Here is a 22544-nt window from a genome sequence, read left to right on the forward strand (position 1 = left end):
TCGAGAGCATGAAATGAAAAACGCGTGACTGTATACGAAAAATAAGGTGATGGGATCGGAATTTCGGCATACTACTCTGGTTAGTATCCCCCGAACAGCTTCATTTCCGCTGGTCAAACACTAGCCGATCGAAGATCCCCGTTCGGTGGAATACGTCCAATCCCTGATGCCGCCCAGATCGTAAACATCGGTGTAGCCGATGTACATGAGCTTTCCGACGGCCAATTTGCTCTGCACGCCCGTACGGCAGTACACGATGATAGTCTCGTCGAGATCGGGAAGCGAGCCCAGCTTGTTCGTTCCTATTTCGTCGAAGGGAAGCGATATGGCTCCGGGAATATGAGCTTCGTCGTATTCCGATTCGGTACGGACATCGACGATGGCAACGTCGCCTTCATCGATCATACGCTTCGCCTCTTCGGATGTAATGCTGCTGAACAGCGGCGCACTGATATCGCCTTGGGGCTCCGAGGCATCAACCGCGTCGGTCGACATGCAGCCGAGTAGCGCAACCGTCGACGCGATAGCGGTCGCGAAGATCGCAACAAAAAGGGCTTTTTTCAAGGCACCACCATTTCGCAAGTACCTACATGATATCGCTCCCACATACTATAGAACATCGTTTCCGCTTGTCAACGCGTATTCCTTCGGAGGTATAATGATCGTTGGCAGCACGCATCCGATCTGATGCCATCTCGAAAGGATAGTCGCATGAGCGCATACGTATATCACTTCAGCCCCGCGGGAACAACGAAGCGCATCGCATCGGTTCTCGGGTTCGCCCTCGATGCCGATGCTCAGATGATCGACCTTGCCGATCCCGCAACACTCGGCGGCGAGCATCCCGTTTCTGCACCGACAGGCAAACCGGAAGACTCCGATATCGCAGTGTTTGCCGTTCCCGTATTCGCCGGCCGTGTACCGCAACCTGCGGCTGCAATGATCTCCCGCATCAGGGGCAACGGAATGCGGGCCGCAAGCGTTGTCGTGTACGGCAATCGAGATTTCGACGATGCGCTCGTCGAACTCAATGACATCCTCGCCCGCCAAGGGTTTTCGGTCATAGCATCGGGCGCATTCATCGCCCGCCATTCCATGCTTCCCGCGGTCGCCGCAGGCAGACCCGATACGGAGGATTGCGGTGACGCAGAGGCGTTCGCAGAGCGCATCGCCGAAAAACTCGCTTCGGCGGCCGAGAGGGGGGTGAGCACCCCGATAGACATCCCGGGAAACCGCCCCTACAAGGAATCGCCTGCGGCAGCCTGGACCCCCTCGGTTACCGACGACTGCACCCTGTGCGGCATATGCGCCATCAACTGCCCCGTTCAGGCCATACCCCATGATGCGCCGAACACGACCGGGCAAACCTGCTTCCAATGCATGCGATGCGCATCCGCATGCCCCGAAGGTGCCCGCGTCCTTCCCGCACCCGTCGCTGCGATGATCTCCGAAAAGCTCGCGCCGATAGCCACCGTGCGCAAGCCCAACCAAGTGTGGGTTTAGCGTCCGCCGCCCGCACGCGCTGTCAAGCGGGCGGTCAGCGGATCGCCTGCTTGACAGCGCGTGCGGTAAGTACGCCGACAACGGTTTTCACAAGGTCGACCACGATGAACGGAGCGACCGCAACAGCGAACGCAACGCCTGGACCCACACCGCTCACCGCCATGTATTGAGCCCAACCGCACACGTACATGACAACGATGAACAGCAGCGCCGCGGCAAAGCTCACGGCAAGACCAGCGCGATTCCGCTTTGCCGAACCGCCCGCAGCACGTCCTTTCTCACCGTTTCTCCCCCCGCCGTACCGGCCGAGCACGCACAAGAGCGCAAGCGCCAAGGCGGCACCGATAAGATATCCCCAGAGAAACCCGCCCGTAGGCCCCAAAAGCACGCCGATGCCGCCGCGCATCGACGAGAACACCGGGACGCCGATCGCTCCGATGACCAGATAGCCCCCGATCGCAGCCAGGCACTGCCCCGGCGTCAACGCAACGAGCGCAAACACCATCACAAACGTTTGGAGCGTGAACGGCACCGGGCCCAAGGGAATCGAGATCCAAGCCGAAACAGCCATAAGGGCAATCGTCAAACCGCAAAACGCGAGCGATCGCGTACGCGTCGCCGTCTTCTTCTTCACAATCGCATCATTCACTGAAACCTCCTCGGACATGCATGTTCCCAGAAGAGGCCGAGGCGAACAAGCGCGGCGACAGCGCGAGGGTGACGCGAAGCGCTCTCGCGACAAGCGCGGCGGACAAGCAGGTGAGCGCAGCGCACTCCCGCGTCAAACCGCACGCTGCGCAGGAACCTAGAACTTCGCGGCAATCTCCCCACGTTCGAGCTTCCCGAGCCGCTTCATTTCGAATGCGATGAACACCGCCGTCGTGAAAATGGAGAGGAAGTCGGCCATGGGCGCAGCGAAGTAGATTGCATCGAGGCTCGTGAACTGGGAAAGCACGTGCGGCAGCATCTCGGGCAGGACGAACAGCAATGGAATGAGGAACAGTATCTGACGCGTGAGCGAGAGGATGATGGATTTGAGCGGCTGTCCCGTCGCCTGGAAGTAGTTCGACCCGACGATCTGGAAACCGATGAACGGCATCATCATGAGCTGCACCTTGAGCGCGAATACGGTGAACTCGACAAGGTTTTGGTGCTTGATGCCGAAGGCTCCCACGATCGCTTCGGGGAACAGGTGGACGATGGCCCACATGAGAACGCCAATAGACGTTGCGGCGGCAATTCCGTACCACAGCGTCTTGCGTACGCGGCCGATGAGCTTCGCACCGTAGTTGAACCCAAGGAGGGGCTGGATGGCGATCGACACGCCCACGAGCGGCAACGTCGTGAATATGGCAACGCGCTGCACCACGCCGATGGAGGCAAGGGCGTCGTCGGCGCCGATGGGGTTCATCGCGCCGTACTTCACGAGCAAAAGGTTGATCACGAAGCTGACCACCGCCATGCCCGCCTGCACCACAAAGCTCGCCAAACCGAGCGAAAGGATGGTTCCGAGCACCTTCGGATCGGGCGCCATGGCCGCAAGGCGGAGCTTCAGCGGCACGTTTTTGGTTACGATGAAGTACCAGAGCACCGTTGCGCACGAGATAGCCTGGCCGCAGATCGTTGCGAGGGCGCTGCCTTCGACGCCCCAGCCGAACCGGATCACGAACAGGTAGTTGAACACCGTGCAGGAAACCGCGCCGATCAGCATGGTCACAAGCGCGCGGTTCGGCGCACCGGCGGTACGGATGAAGTTGTTCACGCCCATGCCGATGCACTGGAACACGAAGCCGAAGCAGATGATGCGTATGAACGATGCGGCGTAGGGTCGCACCTCGTCGGTTGCGCTCGAAAGCGTGAGGAGCCCATCGAGAACGGGCGGACTCGCTGCGCACAGGGCGATAACGATCGCAAAGAAGATGCTGAGCGATACCGTGTTGCCGAGGCTGCGTTCCGCTTCGTCGCGCCTGCCTTGTCCGAGCCGCAAAGCCGCAAGCGCGTTGCCGCCGTTGCCGATCAGCATCGCGATGGCCAGAAACACGGTCATGATCGGGTTGGCGACCGTCGCAGCCGACAGCCCTATCTCGCCCATAGCTTGGCCGAGGAAAATGGAATCGATGACGTTGTAGGCGCCGTTGACGAGCATGCCGAGGATAGCGGGAATGGCGAATTCGGTGATGAGCATGGGGATCGAAGCCGTTCCCATACGGCTTACCCGATCGTCTCGAGCCGGCTTTCCGGGCCCGTCGGTACGGTGCGGATCGCCGGGTTGCGACAATCCGGCATCGGGCTTTTCACACGGCTCCGCGCTCCCGTTGCGTGCGTCGGTCGACGGCTTCTGTGCTGCTGCGGCTGACATGTGCCCAAGTACCTTCCCTGCTATGCTGTGCGATTTCCTCCGAAAGCCATCATTCTACTCTTATTGAGGGGGAATGGAAGAAGATCGACCCCCGTAACCCCACGTCGGACGGGTCTACGGATGATTTTCGGTAGCGGAAGGTCGGCAACGCGAACACCGGCTCGATACGATCGGCGCGCTTACAGGACGACGTGCGCTTCCCCCGAAGCGATCGCTCGCTTCGTTCCATCGTCGCCGAGAAGCACGAGCCTTCCCCGCTCGTCGACATGCAGGACTTCGCCTTCATCGACAACGGTGCCGTCGATCGACGAAATGCCGACAACCCGACCGTTGAGAAACGATCGCCCGTTGTACCGCTCGGCCAACGCCTCGAATCCCTTATCGAGCCATTGGAAGTACAGGCGATCGATCGAAACCAAAAGCTTGGCCGCAAGCTCTTCGAGCACAGCAGTTTGTTCCTTACCTGGTCCCATTATGGCCTGGTCGGCAATGCGCTCAAGGTAAGCGGCCCGATAGGAGCCGGTGGTGTGCACTACGTTTTCGGGCTCGAATGCATTGATGCCGATGCCGATGCACACCGCATTGCCCACAGCCTCAAGCGAGATGCCGCAGAGTTTTCCCGCTGCGCACATCACATCGTTCGGCCATTTGACCGCAATGTCGGCGGTGGCCGCATACGGCACGAGGATGTCGTGCACCGCAAGGGCGAGCGCAAGGCTTAACGTGGAAAGATCGCATGCAGCGATACCGTGATCGCAAGGACGAAGCAGAAGCGAGAGGTACAGGCTGCCGGCTGGGCTCGACCAACGCCTTCCCTGGCGTCCGTAACCTCCGGTCTGCACGATCGACGTTACAACCGAGCCCTCGGGCGCGCCTGCGGCTACAAGCCGCTTCACTTCCTCGTTAGTCGAGGTGACTTCTTCGAAGCACCGAATCGCATACGGGACGCGCGTCGGCCCCATCCCCTTCGCTATAGCCTGCGCATCGAGCACGGGCGCCGCCTAGAACCGCTGGTCGAGTTTGATTGCACGACCCACCTCGACCGTAGCCTCGGTTACCGGCGTGCCGTTTGCGAGCACGTGGCAGGGCCTCAGTTCGAGCAGCGGCTTCACGACGAAATCGCGTTCGGTCAACAGGGGATGCGGCAACGTCAAGCGCTCGTCGTCGCATACGTAACACTGGTAATCGAGGATGTCGATATCGCAGGTACGGGGCCCGTTTTTGACGGTTCTCGTCCTACCGAACCGCTCTTCGATCGCATGGAGGTATGCGAGCAGATCATGGGGTCCGATACCGGTACGGATAAGAGCAACGGCGTTCACGAACGGATCCTGATCCTCGAAGTACGCAGGCTCGCTCTCATAGAAGCTCGAAATGTCGATGAGCTGGGAATCGGGCAGCGCCACCAGATTGCCGATCACTTCGTTGAGCACGGCGATCTTCGCTTCGCGCTCTTCTCCCGCTTCGCCCACGAGCGCAACGTTCGACCCGAGCCCCAAGAAACAATACGGCCTCAGATCCTTGAGGGCNTTGCAGTTTCGCGCGACTTCGACCACCGCGGGATCGCGGACGCCCGACACGTCGTTTATGAGGGAGGCGCCCGCCTCTACGCACGCACGGGCAACCTCGGCATGGCGGGTATCGATGCTCACGCAGAGACCGCGGGATGCGAGCTCGCCGACTACGCGCACCGTACGGGCAAGCTCTTCCTCGACCGCCACCTCGGCGGAACCCGGGCGGGTCGATTCGCCGCCCACATCGATAATGCGAGCGCCTTCGTCCACCATGCGCATAGCATGCGCCGCCGCGTCGTCGCAATTGGCATGCATGCCCCCATCGGAGAAGGAATCGGGGGTAACGTTGAGGATGCCCATCAAGATGGGCATCCTCCAATCGAATTCGAATTCAGCGCAAGACCATTTCATCGTCTATTTATCGCCATCTTTCTCGCTCTTTTCGGACTTTTTAACCGGCTTGCCGTCCTGTTGGGGATCGACGGCATGGTCACCCTCGGCTGCCTCGGTCGACTTCCCGTCCGAAGGCTTCTTCGCATTCGGATCGACCGCCGAATCGTCGAGCAGCTCTTGGAAGCGGTTTTCCAGCTCGTTGAAGAAGTTCTGCGACCCGGGCGCAGCCGGACGGCCGGGGTCGTTCGGGTTCTGATCGCCCGGAGCAACCTCCGCGTCGCGCCAGTTCGGATCGGCAAGCTGTGCCTGCTCCTCGGCCTTNCGTTGTGGGTGCGCACGATGCTCGCCCCGAGCTCGACGGCGGCGAGCGCCTGGCTCGCCGACGCCTCGTCGCGATCAAGCGGATTCTCGATGCCGTAGAGCGCGCCGATGTAGCTCTTGCGGGAAACGGCCGCCATGAGCGGATAGCCGAGTCGCGCAAACTCCTGCATGTTGAGCAGCAGCTCGTTGGTTTGCTTCGGCGTCTTGCCGAACCCGGGACCCGGATCGATGCAGATGCGATTGCGCGCAATGCCCGCAGCTTCGAGCTCGGCCGCCCGATCGGCGAGGTAGCGTTTTACCTCATCGACCACATCGTCGTAAACGGGATCGTCCTGCATGGTCTTCGGCTCGCCCCTCATATGCATGACCACCAGTCCCGCATTGCAGTTTCGCGCGACTTCGACCATCGCCGGATCGCGGAAGCCCGACACGTCGTTTATGATGGAGGCGCCCGCCTCTACGCACGCACGGGCAACCTCGGCATGGCGGGTATCGATGCTCACGCAGAGACCGCGGGATGCGAGCTCGCCGACTACGCGCACCGTACGGGCAAGCTCTTCCTCGACCGCCACCTCGGCGGAACCCGGGCGGGTCGATTCGCCGCCCACATCGATAATGCGAGCGCCTTCGTCCACCATGCGCATAGCATGCGCCGCCGCGTCGTCGCAATTGGCATGCATGCCCCCATCGGAGAAGGAATCGGGGGTAACGTTGAGGATGCCCATCAAGATGGGCATCCTCCAATCGAATTCGAATTCAGCGCAAGACCATTTCATCGTCTATTTATCGCCATCTTTCTCGCTCTTTTCGGACTTTTTAACCGGCTTGCCGTCCTGTTGGGGATCGACGGCATGGTCACCCTCGGCTGCCTCGGTCGACTTCCCGTCCGAAGGCTTCTTCGCATTCGGATCGACCGCCGAATCGTCGAGCAGCTCTTGGAAGCGGTTTTCCAGCTCGTTGAAGAAGTTCTGCGACCCGGGCGCAGCCGGACGGCCGGGGTCGTTCGGGTTCTGATCGCCCGGAGCAACCTCCGCGTCGCGCCAGTTCGGATCGGCAAGCTGTGCCTGCTCCTCGGCCTTGCGCGCCTCCTCGGCGGCCTTCATGGCCTCCTCGTCCTTGCGGCGGGCCTCGGCCTCTTCGGCCTCCTTGCGGGCGATGATATCCTTCTCGCGGTGGAGGTAGTCAGACCAGGTGTTGTTGAGCAGCGCTTCGCACGCCTCGCCCTCGACGGTCTCGCGTTCGAGCAGAACGCTCGCCATGAGGTCCATCTGCTCGCGGTTCTTCGTGAGGATCTCGTAGGCGCGGTCATGCGCGTCCTTCATGATGCGGGCAACCTCGTCGTCGATGCGGCGGGCGGTCTGCTCGGAGTAATCCTGCGTATTGCCGTAATCGCGGCCGAGGAACACTTCGTGGTTGGGTTGCCCGAACACCTGCGTGCCCAACTCGGCGCTCATGCCGTACTGCGTGACGATTGCGCGGGCCATCTTGGTCGCACGCTCGAGGTCGTTGGATGCGCCCGTGGTGATATCCTCGCAGAATATCTCTTCGGCCACGCGACCGCCCATGAACACGGCCAGCTCGTCGCGCATCTCGCCCAAACTGTTGAGGACCTTGTCCTCCTTCGGGATCGAAAGCGTGTAACCGAGCGCACGGCCGCGCGAGATGATCGAGATCTTGTGCACCGGATCGGCCTTGGGAAGCGTGTGCCCGACGAGCGCGTGGCCGCTCTCGTGGTAGGCGATCGTATGCTTGGTCTGCTCGTCCATGACGCGACCTTTGCGCTCAGGTCCCGCGATGACGCGCTCCATGGATTCGCTGACCTCCTGTTGCGTGATGATCTTCTTGCCGCGACGGGCGGTCAGAAGCGCACTTTCGTTCATGAGGTTTGCCAGATCGGCACCCGTGAAGCCCGGCGTGAGCTTGGCGACCTTGGCAAGATCGACGTCGCTGCCGATCGGCTTGTCTTTGGAATGGACCTTGAGGATCTTCTCGCGGCCCTTCACGTCGGGTGCGTCAACGACGATCTGGCGGTCGAAGCGTCCCGGGCGCAGAAGCGCCGGATCGAGGATATCGGCTCGGTTCGTGGCTGCGATGAGCACGACCGAATCGTTCGAATCGAAGCCGTCCATCTCAACGAGCAGCTGGTTCAGGGTCTGCTCGCGCTCGTCGTGACCGCCGCCGAGGCCTGCGCCGCGCTGGCGGCCGACCGCGTCGATCTCGTCGATGAAGATGATGGAGGGCGATGCCTCTTTAGCCTGCTGGAACAGATCGCGCACGCGGGAAGCGCCGACGCCGACGAACATCTCGACGAAATCGGAACCGGAAATGCTGAAAAACGGAACGCCGGCCTCGCCTGCAACGGCACGGGCCAGAAGCGTTTTGCCCGTACCCGGAGGTCCGACGAGCAAGCAGCCGCGGGGGATCTTCGCGCCCATCGACTGGTACTTGGCGGGATTGGCGAGGAAGTCCTTGATCTCGGTCATTTCCTCGACGGCCTCGTCAACGCCGGCGACGTCGGAGAATTTGACGTCGGGGCGCTCCTCGGCGGTCTTCTTCGTTTTGGCCTTGCCGAACGACATCTGCGAGTTGTTGGCCTTCTGCATCGAAGTGAAGAAGAAGATCAGCAGGCCCGCAAGCAGCAGGAAGGGCAGAAACGTTCCCAGAAGCTCAAGCAAGCCGGAGGGAAGCCTGATCTCGTACTGAATGTTCGGATGGGCCGCCATCAGTTCGCCGAGCGAATCCTGCCCGACGTAGGTGGAGGTGTAGTTGCGCTCGTTGCCGAGCGTCTGGATGGAGAGTTCCTCGGTGGCAATGCCCCCAAGAGGCTTGCCGTCGATCGGGTTCTTCTGCATCCCCATCTTCGCGTTGAGCGCATCGAACGCTGCGTTGAACGCGGCAGACGCGGTCGAACCCGACGTGATGGCGGGATAGTACGTACCGGAAACGGTATAATCGCCCGCGTTGTACACGACTTTGCTGACGCGATCCTGCTCGACCGCCTGGACGAACTCCGATGTAATGAGCGTATCGGTCTGGGTCGTGTTGGACATGTTCATGAACTGGCTGCCGACGAAGAAGGCAACGATCATGAACAGAACAACCGAAATGATAGTCGTTCTCGTGCTAGGCGGTTGCGGTTGTCTTTGTTGTTGGTTTGCCATGTAGCCTATATCTTTCTGTTGCCGAGTTTGCGTGGGCGAATCGGGTGTGCGGGCCTAGTAGACCTCGGGCTTCAAAATACCGATGTAGGGCAGGTTGCGGTAGCGCTCCGCAAAGTCGAGCCCATAGCCGACGATGAACTGGTCGGGGCATTCGAAGCCGACGTACTTGCAATCGATTTCGGCTTGCGCGAGCGTCTTCTTGCGAAGCAGCGTGGCGACCTCGATCGATGCGGGATTGCGGGAAGCAAGGTTTTTCATCAGGTACGTGAGCGTCAGACCGCTGTCCAAGATATCCTCCGCCACGATGATGTGGCGTCCCTCGACCTCAGACGAAAGGTCCTTCAGAATGCGCACGACGCCGGAGCTCTTCGCGCCGTTTCCATACGACGAGATGGCCATGTAGTCCATCTCGAGGGGAAGCTTGATCTCGCGAGCGAGGTCCGCCATGAAGATCGCAGCGCCGCGCAGAACGGATATGAGGATGATCCCCTGGCCGTCTTGCTCCACGACACCCGCGTAATCTTTTGTGATCTGGGCGCCGATTTCGGCTACCCGTGCGGCAATCTCTTCTTCTGAGAACAATACTTCCTGTATGTCTTCGTGCACAACAAGCCCTTCAACGACGATGGACCGAATTGATCCGTGCCTTCAGAGCGACGATCCGAGCCCGCTGCGAAATCTCAGCTGCGGCCGAGTCGCTCCGCCTTCCTTCACAAGCGATAAGTGTATCATTACGAGGTTGGGATTAAATCACAATCCGGTAACACGGCACCAGCCCCCACGATTTTCACATGTGGGTGCTCTTGCCTTACTGTGCTGGGCTTATTCGCCGGTGAGCAGATCGGGAAACTCCGCGAGAAGACGCTTGACCGGCAGGCCGATCACCGTATCGAGCTCACCTTCGACGCGGTCTACGAGATCGGCTCCCTTTCCCTGGATCGCGTACGCCCCCGCCTTGTCGAACGATTCGCCGCACTTCAGGTACGCCGCGATCTCGTCATCGGCGAGCTCCTTGAACGTGACCAGGCTCGTATCGCAAAACGTCCTGAACCCGAGCGAGACCTTTTCGGGCTCGGGGGCCATCACCATCCAAACCGACACGGCGGTATGCACCTCATGGGTATCGCCCGACAGCTTGCGGAGCATACCCGTAGCATCGGAAAGGCTGCGAGGCTTGCCGAAGATCGTGCCGTCGTGCACGACCATCGTATCGGCCCCGATCACGATGGCTGCGCCGCGGTAATCGCTCGCAAGGACCTCCTGCACGACCGCACCGGCCTTGCGCTCGGCAAGCTTCTTCGCCGCCTCGGTGGGCTCGGCGAGCAGATCGGCGTCGAGCGCCTCATCGACCTTTGATACGTGCACGGTGAAGCAGACGCCCGCATCTTCGAGTAGCTGCTTGCGACGGGGGCTTCCCGATGCCAGTATGATATCGATCCGCTCGGGTTGCGCAGCCGGGGCGGATTCGTTGGTTTCGTTGTTCTGTTCAGTATCCATGATCGGTATTGTAACGCAAGAAGGCCTGCTGCTTCACGCCTTCTTGCGGCGGGCGCGGTAGGCGGCCATCGGCTCGATGCGGACACCGCGCTTGTTGGCGCTCACGGCAAGATCGCCCTGGATGTTGTTCGTGTAGCCGCCGACAGGCTCGCCGTCGGCAAACCCCGCAAGCACGCGCTCGATCGAAGCGGTTTCGACCCGCGCATCGGCACCGAGGATGAGCTGCAGTGCCTGCATGCAGGCACGGCGCTGCACGGGCAAAGGCTCTGAGGCGTAATCGGGAGCGAGCACGCAGCCTGCCCCGTAGTCGATGCCGAGCGCATCGTCGGCCTCGATCCACGCCGCGAACCGCTCGACCGCTTTCGCCGCCTGGGATTCGAGCATATCGTCCTCGTCGGCTATCAGGTTCATGGTTCGGCAGAGCGTATCGAGCAGCTGGGGATTGCGCTCTTTCGCTCGCGCTACGATCTCGTGGCGCACGTACGCACGGAACCGGTCGGTATGGGCGTTCGTCGCGTCTTCGCGCCACAGATTCCCGCTTTCGTCGCGCTGCACGATGCCGCCCTTCTCGGCCCGCTCCTCGACGTAGGCGCGCAGGCTTTCGCGACTCGTATCCATGAGGGGCCTGACGACCGGGCCGTTGCGGTACAGCATGGAGCGAAATCCCCCCGGCCCCGTACCGACGATCGAGCGCATGTAGAAGTTCTCGACGCGATCGTCTTGCGTGTGGGCCGTGAAGATGCGCCCTTCGGACAAGGGGGCGGCCGTATGCAGGCACAAACTCTCGAGCGCCTCGTTCGCCGCGAGGTAGCGCTCGTGGCGGGCTACCGCTTCGACGTTTTCGCCGGTCCGCGCCGCCTCGCCCGCTATGTCGATCTCGCACGAGAACAAGGGGATGTCGAGCAGCTGGGCGAGTTTTTCGACAAACACCTGATCCCCCTCCGCATCCTTGCCGCGAAGCTGGTGGTTGACGTGGAGCATCGCGATCGGTCCTACGATGCCCGCATCGTGCAGGTCGCGTGCAACATAGGCCAAAGCGGTGGAATCGGAGCCTCCCGAAACCATGAGCAGCACCGGCGTCTCAGCCGACGCAAGCCCTCGCTCGGCAATCGTCCGCTTCGCCCGATCGAAGATATCCTCGGTATGTCCCATGCGCCGTTCCTTTCCGATCATCGCTTCGCGCTGCCCGCGCGAATCTCCGCGCCATGCGGCTGTTCTGCCGTCTCACGTCGCTTCGCTACACCCCAACCTCATGCGACCGGACGCCGCCCTGACGCCCGAAATGCCGCAACGTCCCGGCACGCCCTAGCCCACTCCGTCGAACAGCGGCGTGGAGATGTAGCGCTCGCCGGTATCGACCGCGATCGTTACGATGGTCGCGCCGCGAGCTTCGGGTTGCTCGCTCACGAGCTTGCGCACGCCGGCGATGTTCGCACCCGACGAGATGCCCACGAGCAGGCCCTCTTCGGTAGCGAGCCACCGCGCCTGCCCGATCGCCTCGGCGGTGGGAATCGCAAGGGCGCCGTCGAGGGCGGCCAGATCGAGCGTCCTCGGAATGAAGTTCGCCCCGATCCCCTGGATACCGTGGGGCGCAGGCGCGATGGCCTCGCCGCGCAAGCTCTGCGAAATGATGGGGCTTTCGGCCGGCTCCACCGCGTAGCAACGCGTTCGAGCCCCGTGCGAGAGAAAGTAGTGCGCAAGACCCGAGACCGTGCCGCCGGTGCCCGCCCCCGCAACGATGAAATCGGGAGCAGCACCGAGATCGCGCTCGATCTCAGGTGCGGTATGCTCTTCATGCGCACGAGGATTGTCGGGGTTCGTGAACTGCCCGACCACCCAAGCGTCCGCTTGCTCGGCCACGATCGCATCGGCACGCGCGAGGGCACCGGCCATGCCTTCTGCGGCGGGCGTCAGCACGAGCTCGGCTCCGTATGCCGCAAGCAGAGCCCTCCGCTCGCGGCTCATCGACTCGGGCATGGTCAGCACGACATCGTAGCCGCGCGCCGCCCCGATCATGGCGATGGCTATGCCGGTGTTGCCGCTCGTCGGTTCCACAAGCACCGTCTTGCCCGGAGCTATTTCCCCGCGCCTCTCGGCATGATCGATCATCGAGAGCGCCGCTCGATCTTTGATCGAAGCTCCGGGATTGGCCGCCTCGTATTTCACGTAGACCGATGCGTCGAGTTCGGCAGAAAGCTTCTCTAGCTTGATCAGGTGCGTTTCGCCTATTGCACGCGATAGTTCGTCCATAAAAGGGGCTCCTGTCTTATTCGAAGCCCCTATTGTACTCTACAGCCGCCGACGTTGGCTACGGCAGGAACCGGCGGCGAAACTCGTCGGGCGGATACGGGCGGCCGAACAGGAAACCTTGAATGTAGTCGAGGCCCATCGCGCTTACCGCCGCATACTCGCCATCGGTCTCGACGCCCTCGAGACATACCTCGATGCCCACGTCATGGCACAGCTCGACGACGAATTTGATGAACGTTGCGTCGAAGCTGCTCGATTGAATATCGCTCACGAACATGCGGTCGATCTTCACGATATCGGCGGGCGACTTCTTGAGTATGCCGAGCGCCGAATAGCCCGTTCCGAAATCGTCCATCGCAACGCGCACGCCGAGCTGCCTCACCTGGTCGAATACCGCGCGCACGGGCGCATCTTCCGAGGCGAAGTAACTCTCGGTCATCTCGATGACGAGATTGCTCGGGGAAAGCCCCGACTCCTGCAGCGTATCTTCGATGAACGGAACCAGGGAATCGCCGTCGATCTGACGATACGAAAGATTCACGCTCATCACGAAATCCGAAACGATGTCGGTCCAGCTTTTGCATTGGGCGGCAGCCGTCCGAAGCACCCACATGCCCATAGGTATGATCAGGCCCGTTTTTTCGAGAAGGGGAATGAACTCGACCGGCGAAACCGCTCCGAACTCATCGCATTGGTAGCGCGCGAGCGCCTCGGCCCCGGTTACCGTGCCCGTATGCGTATCGATCTGGGGTTGATAGCTGAGGCTGAATCCCTCGAATCCGTTTTCGATACTCCCCCGCAAAAACTCGACCAGCTTGAGTTCGCGGGAGCGCTCGCCCAGGATTTCCTGAGAGAAGCATACGCAGCGCCGCTTGCCGTGAGCCTTGGCGTACTCAAGTGAGTATCCTGAGTATTTTGCCAGTTCGAGATAGGTTTCGGCATCATCGGGGTAACAGGCGCACCCCGCCGAGAGCGCACAATAATAGCGCTTCCCCTCGAACTCCTGCAAGCTCTGGCAGCTTTCGTCGAGCACGCCGTAGAACCGATGGAGCGCCTCTTTGTCGGCACCGTCGAGAATAACGCCGAACTCGTCGCCATCAAGGCGGTACACCGCTGCGCCCTGCGGCAAAAGCGATTGTATCTTCTGAGCCGTAATGCGGATGACGTCGTCGCCGAACGTGCGATCGTGCAAATCGTTGATGTGGCGCAGATCATCGATTCCAAGTTCCATGATCCCGAACTGCTCGTCGGGCCGATCTTCGATCCGCCGGCTGATCGCCTCCTCGTATTCGTACTTCGACAGCAACCCGGTCAGGTGGTCGATCTTCTCTTTCTTGCCGAGGTTGGTGATGATGCCCGCAAACAGGTCCGGCTCGCCCCGCGCATCGAGAACCAGGTTTCCGCGGCACCTGAGCCACACCCATTCGCCGCGGCGGTTGATCGCGCGGTACTCGACGCAGTGCGACGTGGTCCTCCCGTCGACGATCTCCTGGTTCGATTCGAGAAAGACGCGCTTGTCGTTCTCGTGCACTTTCGCGCCCCATATGGCCGCCGCATTCTCGATAACCTGGCCCGGAAGGTCGAATTCTTCGACCATAGCTTTGGGATAGCAGAAGATGCCCGTCTTCATGTTGCACACGTAGATATAGTCGTCGGTGCTCTTCCGAAGGGCATCGAGCAGGTAATCTTTGCTGTAGTCGAACTGTTCGATCTCCGACACGCTCGGCTTCTCGGATTGGGCCTTGCGCTCGTTCTCCTCGATATGGAAGCGCCGCTTCTGATCGTACATGCGCTGATCCGCCCGCGCGATGGTTTCGACCAGGGTCAAATCGCTTCCGGGCAGCACCTCCACGATGCCGAAGCAAAACCCGATCCGATACGGGTATGCCTGCGTTCTCGACAAGCCTTCGAGTTCTCCGAGCACGCCCTCGATGCGCTTGCGCGCCTGGGCCGCACCGGTGTTCATAACGCAGACGAACTCGTCGCCGCTGAGCCTGAACCCGAAATCGCCTCTGTCGAACGATTTGGAAACCGCCCGCGTGATTACGCGGATCAAGCGATCCCCCTCGGCGTGGCCGAACCGATCGTTTACGTCCTTGAGGTGGTTGATGTCATAGAGGCATACCGAAATCACCCGATTGCCGCCCGTTGCCGCTTCGAGCGAAGCCCGCAGCGCCTCTTTGCCTGCACGGCGCGTCATCATCTCGGTCAGCTCGTCGATGTTGGCGGTCTTCCATTCGGTCATGTCGACGGATTGCTGGAGGTGGACGGTGGAGCCGTCGAGCCAGGTGATGAGGCTATCGTAGTTGCTGTACGTACGACCGGTGAGCGCGTTGTCCTCTTCCCAGTGCATGACGGGAGCCGCATTCTCTTTCAGGAGCTCGCCAACCGGGCAGAACGAACACCGCTCGTGCAGCCCCTTCTGCAAAACCTTCCAGCACACTTCGCCTTCGGGATGCTCGATCCCGAAGTCTTCCTTCATCGTCCTGTTCATGAACAGGATCCGATCGTTTGCCGGATCGGTTATGTACACGTTGGAGTGCATGCCGTCCATAACGGCATTGAGGACGAAACCCTCAACCGTCTGATCGCCGAGATCGCCCGACGAAATCGGTTCTTCACCATGCCGAGCGCACGCCCCGCTGTTGCCTTCTTCCATTGCTGCGCCTTTCGCAAAGCTCATGTATATATGAGTATTCTACGCATGGTTGCAGCATACCACGATATTCTCAACATGCTCCGTATGCGGGAACATGTCCACAGGCTGAATGGCCTCGATTGCATAGCCTCGATCAACGAGATAAGCGACATCGCGCGCCTGTGTGGCAGGATTGCACGAAATGTACACCACGCGCTTGGGGGCAAGCTCCACGAGCGCCCCGAGGAAATCGTCGGTTGCGCCTGAACGAGGCGGGTCCATGAGCACCACATCGATCGAGCTCCCCGATTCGGCGGGGCAATCTCTTCCCGCTTCGACGGCGGCGAGGCTCCGCATGAACGCACCCGCATCGTCGGCGATGAACTCGGCGTTGTCGATGCCGTTGTGTTTCGCGTTGGCGCGAGCATCGCGGATGGCCGCAGCCGTCTCGTCGACGCCGATCACCCGCGCTGCATGGCCCGTACCCCCGATGCCCCGCGCGGCGACAAGGCCGATCGTGCCCGTTCCGCAATACGCATCGATCACCGTCTCGCTTCCCGTCAGTTGGGCAAGCTCGATCGCACGTCGGTACAAGACCTCGGTTTGCGAAGAATTCACCTGGTAAAACGATTGAGAAGATATGCGGAAGCTCAACCCGCACAGCTCGTCGAGAATGAAGCCGGGGCCGTACAGCCGAATCTCGTCGGTGCCGAGAATCACGTTGGTCTGGCGCGTATTGATGTTCTGCACGATCGATGTGATCTCGGGGCACCGCTTCACCAGATCGCGCACCAGCGATTTCGATCCGGGGAACTGCCGCCCGTTGGTCACAAGCGTCACAAGCACCTCGCCGCTCGTATGCCCCACCCGTACGACCGCATGGCGGAGAAAGCCCGTGTTCGCGTCTTCGCGATACGGTTCGATGCGATAGGCGGGCATAAGATCGCGGATTGCGAGGATGATCCTCTTCGCGATCCGGTTCTCGATCAGGCAGGAGTCCGTCGGCACGATGCGATGCGTGCCCGCCGCGTACATGCCGCAGAGGATCTCGTGCGTGAGGGCGTGCTTTTCCGCGCGCGTCATCGCCGCGCGTTTCTCGCCCTTCGCTTCCTTGCCGCCCTTGGTGCCCTTGCCGCCCCCCAAAGCCTTCGGCTTGATGCGCCTGCCGGGCGCATACGGGGAGGCAACCTTGTTGCGGTAGTAGAACGGCTCGTCCATGCCCGCAATGGGATGCATGACGACCGAAGCGCCGGCCAGGCCGTCGAAGAGCTCTGCCATCGCCGCCTGCTTGTCGGCAAGCTGCCGCGCGTAGGGGATGCTCAAAAGCTGACACGCTCCGCAGCGATCCTCGACCGGACACCACTGACCGTCGGCGCATCGCTGCTGTTCGACGGCCTGCATCTGCTGGCCCGACCGCGGCGACTCCCGACGAGACCGCTCCCTCGGATGCGGCGAGGCTTTCTTCGATCTGGGCGCCGCCTTCGGGCTGGATGCTGCCTTCGCTTTGGGTGCCGCCTTCGGGCGGGAGATATTTGCGTGAGGAGCCGCTTTCGCGTGCGCCTTGCTGCTTTTCGGCTTACCGTGTTGTTTTGATTTGTTCGTATTCATGTCGGCTATTGTGGCACAAAAGAATCCGCCGAACTACGCGATGGTCGCAAAGCCGCTTTATTCCGTTTGAAACGCTCAAAACGAGTTCGCGCTAAAAAGAACCCGACTTGGGTGCAAAAAATGACGGTTTTGCGGGGCGAAACCTTCGTGTATGCTCGACACCGCCGAGGTCGAAGCCGCAGGAAAGAGCATTTGCCCAGTTCGCGAAAATCGGCAGCATAAAACGCGTGCCGCCCAGCCCCTCGCACACGTTCCCAAGCCGCACAACCGAAAAAACTTGCACCCAAGTCGCACTTTTTTCGCGCGAACGCACGATTGCGGGCTACCCGATGCGTTGCAGGCTGGCCGATACGAGAGCCCGAACAATGCCAGCGACGGCAAGCGAGCGAGCCGAACGCGACAGCCGAGGATGGCCGCGAAACGCATGCGCGGCCTCGCAGCAGGATGATCGGCGCGCGAAGTAACAGGTAGAAAACCAAACGGAGCACCGGAAACCCCACGTGCCATAATCCTTTGCTATCATCGATAGGAGGCATTCATGAGATTCATCATTCGCTGGCTCGTCACCGCTATCGCCGTCGGCGTGGCCGTGTGGCTCGTTCCCGGCATCGATACGGTCGGCGGCAACGAAGCATGGGTCTCCATCGCCATTTTCGGCTTGATCCTCTCGCTCATCAACATCAGCATCAAACCACTCATGCAGCTTTTGAGTCTGCCCATATCGGTACTGACGCTCGGCATCTTCTACCTGGTGGTCAACACGCTTATGCTCTACATTGCGGCATGGCTCGCCAACGGCATATTCCAATCGGGCGTCGAGATAGCCACGTTCGGCAGCGCATTCGTAGCGAGCATCGTTATCAGCATCGTCTCGGGCATCGTGAACGCCGCGCTCGGAAACAGCAAGGACTAGCCCAACCCGTCGCACTGTAGCAGCAAGGCCCGATGCGACCGTGCTGCAGCCGCAAGCCGCAGCACATATTCGTTGCTGCGATCCAACCCGTGACGGCGCCGTCCAATCGACCTCGGAGCGGGGCCGCCGCGCTCGCTCGCCACAGGAAAACACACCCTACGAAGAAACGCTGTCGCGCAACTCCGCGAGCATCTCCACGATCTTGCCCAGGTTGTCGTTTGCGACTTTCGCCTTCGCGTAGGCGGTGTCGGTATGACGCTTCACATCCGACTTGATCTGCATCTGCGCCTCGAGAAGAGCCGCTGTGGTTTCCTGCAGCTCCCGCCTGGCGTCCTCGGCATCGCGTGCGGCCTGCGAGCGCATGGCCTCGGCCTCGTCCCGCGCCTCCGATACGATCACGATGGCGTCGGCCGTGGCCTTAGCCAGGATGTCTTCGGCGTCGGACGCCGCGTTGTCGATCAGCTTCTGGGCTTCGCGCTCGGCCTTTGCGACGGCTTGCCGCGAATCCTCTTCGGCTTTTTCGAGCATCGTATCCTTCATGTTCTGAGCCGCCGTCATGAGCTGACGGACCTCGCTTTGGCGCCGCTCGTAGTCGGCCGCGCGCTCCTCGGCTGCCTTCGCCCGCCTGTCGAGCCGTTCGAGCTCGGTCTGATAGAGCGCAGCGAGTTCGTGGACCTTCGCAAGGGCGTCTTCCTCGTCGCACCCCCCGAAGTTCTTCTTTTTGAATTCAAGAGTCTGCAAGTAAGACTCGACGGTTCCGGGCTGATCCATGGTTTCCTCCTACAACGCCAGCCGGTATATTTCTCGCGCGTCGTCCATGCTCAGCTTCATGAAGCTTCCGAACGGCTCGCCTTTGTTCTCCTTGAGCGTGGGAATCATGCTCTCGATATCGTCTTCGCCGATGCCCAGTTCGGCAAGCGTGACCGGCATGCCGAGCGATGCGAAGAAGCTCCTCGTCTCGTCGATGGCCGACAGCGCATCGTCCTCGACATCCCCCGTCGGGGCAAGCCCGAATACCTCGCGTCCGTAGTAAGCGAAGCGGGCGGGGTTTTCGCCGTACACGTATTCCATCCAAGCGGGGAACATGACAGCCAGGCCCGCCCCATGCGTGATGGACGGATCGAGCGCCGAGAGCTCGTGTTCGAGCCCGTGCGTTGCCCAATCCTCGTGGCGGCCGACGCCCGCAAGGCCCTGGTGGCAGAGCATGCCCGCCCACATGACGTTCGCACGCGCATCGTAGTTATCGGGATCCACGAGAACGCGCGGCGCCTCGGCGCGCACGGTCTTCATGAGCGAGAGGTTGAGATTGTCGGTCACGGGCACCGACCCGACGTCGTCGAAGAAACGTTCGAGCAGGTGGCAGAACATATCGGTGAGACCGGCGGCCGTCTGGTACGGGGGCAGGGTGAAGGTGAGCTCGGGGTTCATGAACGCAAGCTTCGGGCGCTGCGCATTGTTCGGGTATCCCGATTTCAATCCCAGCTCATCGTTCGAAACGACCGTGTTCTTCGATGCCTCGCTGCCCGCAGCGGGAATGGTGAGCACGACGGCAATCGGCAGTACGTCGCTCGTCTGGCGTTTCGTCTCGAAGAAATCCCATACATCCCCGTCGTAATGCGCGCCCACGGCGATCGCCTTGGCAGAATCGATGACCGATCCGCCGCCAACGGCGAGGATCCAGTCGAGGTCGTGCTCCTTGCACAGGGCCACGCCCTCGCGCACGAGCCCCACTTCGGGGTTGGGGCGCACTCCCCCGAGCAGAACGTGCTCGACACCCGCGTTATCAAGCGTTGATTTCATTCGATCGATGAGCCCGCTTTCGACGGCGCTTCCGCCACCGTAGTGAATAAGGACCTTGCGTGCACCGCGCTCGGCGAGCATAGCGCCCGCCTTCAGTTCGGCGTCGTGTCCGAATATGAAGTGGGTGGGCGATACGAATTCGAAATCTTCCATGAGCTTCCTTTCCCGCACAAGCTTTCTGGGCATTCTACCCCAATGCAACATCGAGGATCATCATTACAAGAAAACCGATCATAACGCCCAGGGTGCCGACGTTCGACCGATCGCCGAGATGGGCTTCGGGAATCAGCTCCTCGACCACCACGTACATCATGGCTCCGGCGGAAAACGCGAGCATCCACGGCATATAGGGCGAAATCGCCGCTGCAAACAGCACGACGAGGATACCGAACACCGGCTCGGCAAGCCCCGACAGGCTGCCCATGGCGAACGCTTTCGGCGCGCTCATGCCCTCCTGCTGCAACGGCAGGGCCACGGCAGCTCCTTCGGGGACGTTCTGAATGCCGATGCCGAGAGCGAGCGCGGCAGCCATACCGAACATGCCGGGATCTCCGCCCGACTGCGCCGCCATCGCGAACAAAAGGCCGACGCTCATACCCTCGGGAATGTTGTGCAGCGTAACGGCGGTAAACAGCAAGGTCGGCCGATTCCACTTCGAGGGAAGCCCCTCGGGATCCTTCTCGCCGGGATGGAGGTGAGGCAAAAGCGCATGCAGACCCATGAGAAACGCGACCCCGAGCGCGAAGCCGCCTGCCGCGGGAATCCATCCGATCTGGCCCGCCTCTTCGGCGGCTTCGATGGCGGGTATGAGCAACGACCACACCGAGGCGGCGATCATGACGCCGGCGGCAAACCCGAGGAACAGCCGCTGCATGGTGACGCTGTCCCGCTTGCGGAACAAAAACACCGCAGCCGCCCCGAGCGTCGTCATGAGAAAGGTAAATCCCGTTCCCGCCGCGGCCCATGTAAGCGCTTCCTGCAACGCCGTACCTCCTGTCGTTTCGATTCTGCACGTCAGTGTACGCCTTCGGAAACGGGAATGCGCGAGCGTTTACTTTCGTGTTACCTGTTTTACCGTCTGCGGTTTGTGCGGCGGCACGGCGGGAAATCGGGGTATGCGCGAGAGGCGCAACGCCCCGCGAGCAAGACGGCAGACGGGTAGCGCCCGTTTGTCCCACAACCGATGCGACAAGGAGCTACGCCCCGACCCGCATCCACGCCGCGAACGATCCGTACCGCGCGTCGACCGCCTTGAAGAACGTTTCGAGGTATTCGGCGCGCGCTTCGAACATGGCGGCAAGCACCTCCACGTCCTCGGGCTGCATGATGCCCGCATACCGCCGCAAATCACGACGGTTGATCTCCTCGTTCATTGCGTTGGTAGCCAGATAGTCTTCCACGATCGTCTCGTAGGGTACTCCGCTGAGGCGCTGAACGCTCGCGCATACGATGCCCGCACGGTCCTTCCCGTTCGCGCAATGCACGAGCACGGGTGCCTCCGAATCCGCTATTGCGCCGACGATCGCACGCACGGCATCGCCGTGAGCAGCCATGATCCCGTACAGATCGATCATGCGCTGGCCCGGCTTGCCGTATGCGGCCTTCACGTTGGAAGCCATCGTCGCGCGCGTTCGGTTTTCATCGTCCTGAAGATCGACCGGGCACACGCGGACCTCGAACGACTCCTCGATGATGCCGGGTTCGGGCGCCAAATCGCGCTCCGCCTTCTTACGAAGATCGTAGACCGTCTCGATGCCGAGCCTTTGCAACCCGACGACGTCCTCCGCCGTCGATTCGGTCAGCTCGCGCGAACGGTACAGCGAAACCAAACCGCCGCCCGCGCACCGTCGCAGCCCGAATTTTTCGCGAAGCGCCTCGGGGACATCGCCCCCCGGTGCCATTCGCCGTGCATCCGGCGAAGCGGCATCCATCGCCTTCTCCCCTGGCGACACCCTATCGTCGCCCACTGCTCTGCTCATCGTCTCGCTACCCCCGCAGCAATCGTCCATCATCGTCTTGCGCAACAAGGCCGGGCACGAAGCCCGGCCTTGCCGAAAGGAATACCGACAGTACGCTTAAAGCTTGCTCTTAGCCTACCAGCCCCCGCCGAAGCGACGGGCGTTTGCAGGATATAAGCTTCAGACACTAACTTGGCGAAGATAGTCTTAGTTTATAAAACTGCGTTATTTGAAACACTGTCGGACACGCCGATTATAGACCGTTTCTGTGTGAACCTGAATAGACAACGAGCATTTTGTTACTTCGAACCACCAAACCGTTGACGGTCGGACTCCACGCCGAATTGTACGGCCGCCCGCCCGTGCGTCGGCCCGCCAGCCGACCGAGCAGACGAGAAATCCCTTGGTTTGGTTACAAACGAGCGACAAATCTGTGTAGTTTTGCCACACACGGCTGAAAGTAGTTTAGCTACTAAACTGTTCGGTTTAGGATAAACCCAAGTTCTCGAGGAATCAGGAAGAGCGAACCCGATGCCGCACGGCTGAAAGCGCAAACCCGACACCGCGAAGCGGGTTCCCAGAAAACGAATCCGGCCCGTGCCGGTTGACCATACACGATTGCACTGAGC

Annotated in this window: 19 protein-coding genes; 2 read left to right on the forward strand and 17 right to left on the reverse strand. The window is 61.1% G+C overall.

All coding sequences use genetic code 11. The features are described from left to right. Positions 1-120 precede the first annotated feature (120 nt). A complete protein-coding gene (locus C1722_RS14455) occupies positions 121-564 on the reverse strand; it encodes a rhodanese-like domain-containing protein (protein WP_102380054.1) in 444 nt (147 codons plus the stop codon). 147 nt (positions 565-711) lie between these two features. Here C1722_RS14455 and C1722_RS14460 point away from each other — a divergent pair, with 147 nt between their 5' ends. Continuing rightward, positions 712-1503 carry a 4Fe-4S binding protein gene (locus C1722_RS14460; RefSeq protein ID WP_102380055.1) on the forward strand — a complete coding sequence of 264 codons (792 nt, stop codon included), beginning with the start codon at positions 712-714 and terminating at the stop codon, positions 1501-1503. Positions 1504-1537: 34 nt separating this feature from the next. Here C1722_RS14460 and C1722_RS14465 read toward each other — a convergent pair whose 3' ends face one another. From C1722_RS14465 to rlmD, 12 genes are all read right to left on the reverse strand, one after another. Next, complete coding sequence (locus C1722_RS14465; RefSeq protein WP_244902597.1) at positions 1538-2152, reverse strand: biotin transporter BioY; 615 nt, start codon at positions 2150-2152, stop codon at positions 1538-1540. A gap of 156 nt (positions 2153-2308) precedes the next feature. Continuing rightward, the gene (locus C1722_RS14470) at positions 2309-3862 is read right to left on the reverse strand and encodes an MATE family efflux transporter (RefSeq protein WP_102380057.1); all 1554 of its coding nucleotides are present in this window, start codon (positions 3860-3862) and stop codon (positions 2309-2311) included. Between the two features lie 179 nt (positions 3863-4041). Further along, positions 4042-4854 carry a biotin--[acetyl-CoA-carboxylase] ligase gene (locus tag C1722_RS14475; protein ID WP_146040697.1) on the reverse strand — a complete coding sequence of 271 codons (813 nt, stop codon included), beginning with the start codon at positions 4852-4854 and terminating at the stop codon, positions 4042-4044. A 9-nt stretch (positions 4855-4863) separates the two neighbouring features. Then, positions 4864-5787, reverse strand: coding sequence for a 2-amino-4-hydroxy-6-hydroxymethyldihydropteridine diphosphokinase (folK, locus tag C1722_RS14480; protein ID WP_102380059.1), 924 nt, complete (start codon positions 5785-5787; stop codon positions 4864-4866). Further along, entirely contained in the window at positions 5784-6866 is a 1083-nt protein-coding gene (gene folP / locus C1722_RS14485) for a dihydropteroate synthase (RefSeq protein ID WP_102380060.1), read from the reverse strand. The genes folK and folP overlap by 4 nt, the downstream gene beginning before the upstream one ends. A 3-nt stretch (positions 6867-6869) precedes the next feature. Then, positions 6870-9251, reverse strand: a complete 2382-nt coding sequence (gene ftsH, locus C1722_RS14490) for an ATP-dependent zinc metalloprotease FtsH (protein ID WP_102380061.1) — start codon at positions 9249-9251, stop codon at positions 6870-6872. Between the two features lie 54 nt (positions 9252-9305). Then, a complete protein-coding gene (hpt, locus tag C1722_RS14495) occupies positions 9306-9857 on the reverse strand; it encodes a hypoxanthine phosphoribosyltransferase (protein ID WP_102380062.1) in 552 nt (183 codons plus the stop codon). A gap of 216 nt (positions 9858-10073) precedes the next feature. After that, positions 10074-10748: a Maf family protein gene (locus tag C1722_RS14500; RefSeq protein WP_102380063.1), complete on the reverse strand. Its 675-nt coding sequence runs from the start codon at positions 10746-10748 to the stop codon at positions 10074-10076. A gap of 33 nt (positions 10749-10781) precedes the next feature. Beyond that, a complete protein-coding gene (gene tilS, locus C1722_RS14505; protein WP_244902598.1) occupies positions 10782-11900 on the reverse strand; it encodes a tRNA lysidine(34) synthetase TilS in 1119 nt (372 codons plus the stop codon). Positions 11901-12053: 153 nt separating this feature from the next. After that, entirely contained in the window at positions 12054-12998 is a 945-nt protein-coding gene (gene cysK / locus C1722_RS14510) for a cysteine synthase A (protein WP_102380065.1), read from the reverse strand. A 58-nt stretch (positions 12999-13056) separates the two neighbouring features. Then, positions 13057-15657 carry a bifunctional diguanylate cyclase/phosphodiesterase gene (locus C1722_RS14515; RefSeq protein ID WP_180995283.1) on the reverse strand — a complete coding sequence of 867 codons (2601 nt, stop codon included), beginning with the start codon at positions 15655-15657 and terminating at the stop codon, positions 13057-13059. 39 nt (positions 15658-15696) lie between these two features. Then, positions 15697-17037 (reverse strand): 23S rRNA (uracil(1939)-C(5))-methyltransferase RlmD, encoded by a 1341-nt coding sequence (rlmD, locus tag C1722_RS14520; RefSeq protein ID WP_102380067.1) that lies wholly within the window; start codon positions 17035-17037, stop codon positions 15697-15699. A gap of 745 nt (positions 17038-17782) precedes the next feature. Between rlmD and C1722_RS14525 the strand changes: the two genes are divergently transcribed. Beyond that, positions 17783-18157, forward strand: coding sequence for a phage holin family protein (locus C1722_RS14525; RefSeq protein WP_102380068.1), 375 nt, complete (start codon positions 17783-17785; stop codon positions 18155-18157). A 156-nt stretch (positions 18158-18313) separates the two neighbouring features. Here C1722_RS14525 and C1722_RS14530 read toward each other — a convergent pair whose 3' ends face one another. The 4 genes from C1722_RS14530 to C1722_RS14545 form a co-directional block, all read right to left on the reverse strand. Continuing rightward, positions 18314-18928 carry a DivIVA domain-containing protein gene (locus tag C1722_RS14530; protein WP_102380069.1) on the reverse strand — a complete coding sequence of 205 codons (615 nt, stop codon included), beginning with the start codon at positions 18926-18928 and terminating at the stop codon, positions 18314-18316. Positions 18929-18937: 9 nt separating this feature from the next. After that, on the reverse strand, positions 18938-20110 hold the full coding sequence (locus C1722_RS14535; protein WP_102380070.1) for an iron-containing alcohol dehydrogenase: 1173 nt from the start codon (positions 20108-20110) through the stop codon (positions 18938-18940). A gap of 34 nt (positions 20111-20144) precedes the next feature. Next, positions 20145-20939, reverse strand: coding sequence for a ZIP family metal transporter (locus C1722_RS14540; protein ID WP_102380071.1), 795 nt, complete (start codon positions 20937-20939; stop codon positions 20145-20147). 214 nt (positions 20940-21153) lie between these two features. Then, positions 21154-21936, reverse strand: a complete 783-nt coding sequence (locus C1722_RS14545; RefSeq protein WP_180995284.1) for a tyrosine-protein phosphatase — start codon at positions 21934-21936, stop codon at positions 21154-21156. Between the last annotated feature and the right edge of the window lie 608 nt (positions 21937-22544).

Origin of the sequence: Raoultibacter timonensis (assembly GCF_900240215.1) — a bacterium.
In the GTDB taxonomy this organism is placed as follows: domain Bacteria; phylum Actinomycetota; class Coriobacteriia; order Coriobacteriales; family Eggerthellaceae; genus Raoultibacter; species Raoultibacter timonensis.

What these genes read in the sequence shown, in the direction of transcription:
- rlmD (WP_102380067.1), bottom strand. Translation starts at nt 17,037, where the DNA reads ATGCAGGCCGTCGAACAGCAGCGATGCGCCGACGGTCAGTGGTGTCCG.
- C1722_RS14470 (WP_102380057.1), bottom strand. Translation starts at nt 3,862, where the DNA reads ATGTCAGCCGCAGCAGCACAGAAGCCGTCGACCGACGCACGCAACGGG.
- C1722_RS14515 (WP_180995283.1), bottom strand. Translation starts at nt 15,657, where the DNA reads ATGGAAGAAGGCAACAGCGGGGCGTGCGCTCGGCATGGTGAAGAACCG.
- C1722_RS14530 (WP_102380069.1), bottom strand. Translation starts at nt 18,928, where the DNA reads ATGGATCAGCCCGGAACCGTCGAGTCTTACTTGCAGACTCTTGAATTC.
- C1722_RS14460 (WP_102380055.1), top strand. Translation starts at nt 712, where the DNA reads ATGAGCGCATACGTATATCACTTCAGCCCCGCGGGAACAACGAAGCGC.
- cysK (WP_102380065.1), bottom strand. Translation starts at nt 12,998, where the DNA reads ATGGACGAACTATCGCGTGCAATAGGCGAAACGCACCTGATCAAGCTA.
- tilS (WP_244902598.1), bottom strand. Translation starts at nt 11,900, where the DNA reads ATGGGACATACCGAGGATATCTTCGATCGGGCGAAGCGGACGATTGCC.
- C1722_RS14500 (WP_102380063.1), bottom strand. Translation starts at nt 10,748, where the DNA reads ATGGATACTGAACAGAACAACGAAACCAACGAATCCGCCCCGGCTGCG.
- C1722_RS14535 (WP_102380070.1), bottom strand. Translation starts at nt 20,110, where the DNA reads ATGGAAGATTTCGAATTCGTATCGCCCACCCACTTCATATTCGGACAC.
- ftsH (WP_102380061.1), bottom strand. Translation starts at nt 9,251, where the DNA reads ATGGCAAACCAACAACAAAGACAACCGCAACCGCCTAGCACGAGAACG.
- C1722_RS14525 (WP_102380068.1), top strand. Translation starts at nt 17,783, where the DNA reads ATGAGATTCATCATTCGCTGGCTCGTCACCGCTATCGCCGTCGGCGTG.
- C1722_RS14545 (WP_180995284.1), bottom strand. Translation starts at nt 21,936, where the DNA reads ATGAGCAGAGCAGTGGGCGACGATAGGGTGTCGCCAGGGGAGAAGGCG.